The organism is Arthrobacter sp. H35-D1, assembly GCF_030063185.1.
Taxonomy (GTDB): Bacteria; Actinomycetota; Actinomycetes; order Actinomycetales; family Micrococcaceae; genus Specibacter.
In genome coordinates, this window is record NZ_JASISP010000070.1 from 1 (window position 1) to 1,080 (window position 1,080).

Consider the following 1,080-nt stretch of genomic DNA (forward strand, 5'->3'; position numbering starts at 1 on the left):
GAACCGAAGAAGAAGCCCCGCGCCGCGCACCGCAGGTTTGTCTACCCTGCCCCGAATGCCTGCTGGCAATTGGACGCCACAGAGTACGTGCTCACCGGCGGACGCAAGTGCGTGATCTTCCAGCTCCAGGATGACCATTCCCGCCTCGCGGTCGCCACCCACGTCGCCTCCGGGGAAACCAGCGAAGCAGCGCTGGCGGTCGTGAAGAAGGGCATCGCCGCCCGTGGGGTTCCACAAAGATTATTGACGGACAACGGTGTGGCCTTGAATCCCTCACGCCGCGGCTGGGAAGGCCAGCTGGTCAACTACGTCTCCTCGCTCGGAGTCGAGGCGATCACCGGCAAGCCGTACAAGCCGACCACGCAAGGAAAGAATGAACGGTTTCATCAGACCCTGTTCCGCTGGCTGGACAAGCAGCCGTTGGCCCACACTCACGCCGAGCTTCAGGAGCAGGTCGACCGGTTTGACCAGATCTACAACACAGAGCGTCCGCACCAGGGGCTGCCCGGGCGCATCACCCCGCAACAGTCATGGGACGCCACGGCTGTTGCCGAAGCCCCCCGGCCGAAACCCGTACAGAATCTTCCCGAGCCATGGCTGCCACTGCCAGCTGCCCAACGATCGTACGCCGCCGAACCAGCAGCGCTCGACCAAACAGAATCACCGAAGCAACCCGTCACGACCGGCGTGGATGCGCCATCCAATTTCGAGACCGGCGGGATCCAGAAACTCAGTGGCACGGTGTCCCACCCAGCCGACAACGGCCGCCAGACGCTGCGGGTCTACTCCAACGGCGTGGTCAAGATCGGCAAGACATTGTTCTCCGTGACCAACCGAATGGGCGGAAGAAACATCAATGCCGTCTGGGACCGTGACGGCGTCGTATTCGCCAGCACAGAAGGCGAGATCATCGCTGAGTATTTCTGGCCGCCCGCAGGCACCAAGTACGTCGGAATCAGCCAAGCCCGTGCCCGCTTCCGCAGCTCAAGCTAAGGACGCGAAGCGGTACCGATGTCCTGAGACATCAAGTGTCACCAAAGTCCTGAGGCAGAACTGTCACCGATGTCCCGAGAGATCACA

Annotated in this window: 1 protein-coding gene; it reads left to right on the forward strand. The window is 62.1% G+C overall.

Features of this window, described 5'->3' with window-relative positions:
* Positions 1-993 (forward strand): integrase core domain-containing protein (locus QMG25_RS20310; protein ID WP_283462939.1); only part of this gene is annotated, 993 nt, incomplete at its 5' end.
* Positions 994-1,080: the final 87 nt, after the last annotated feature.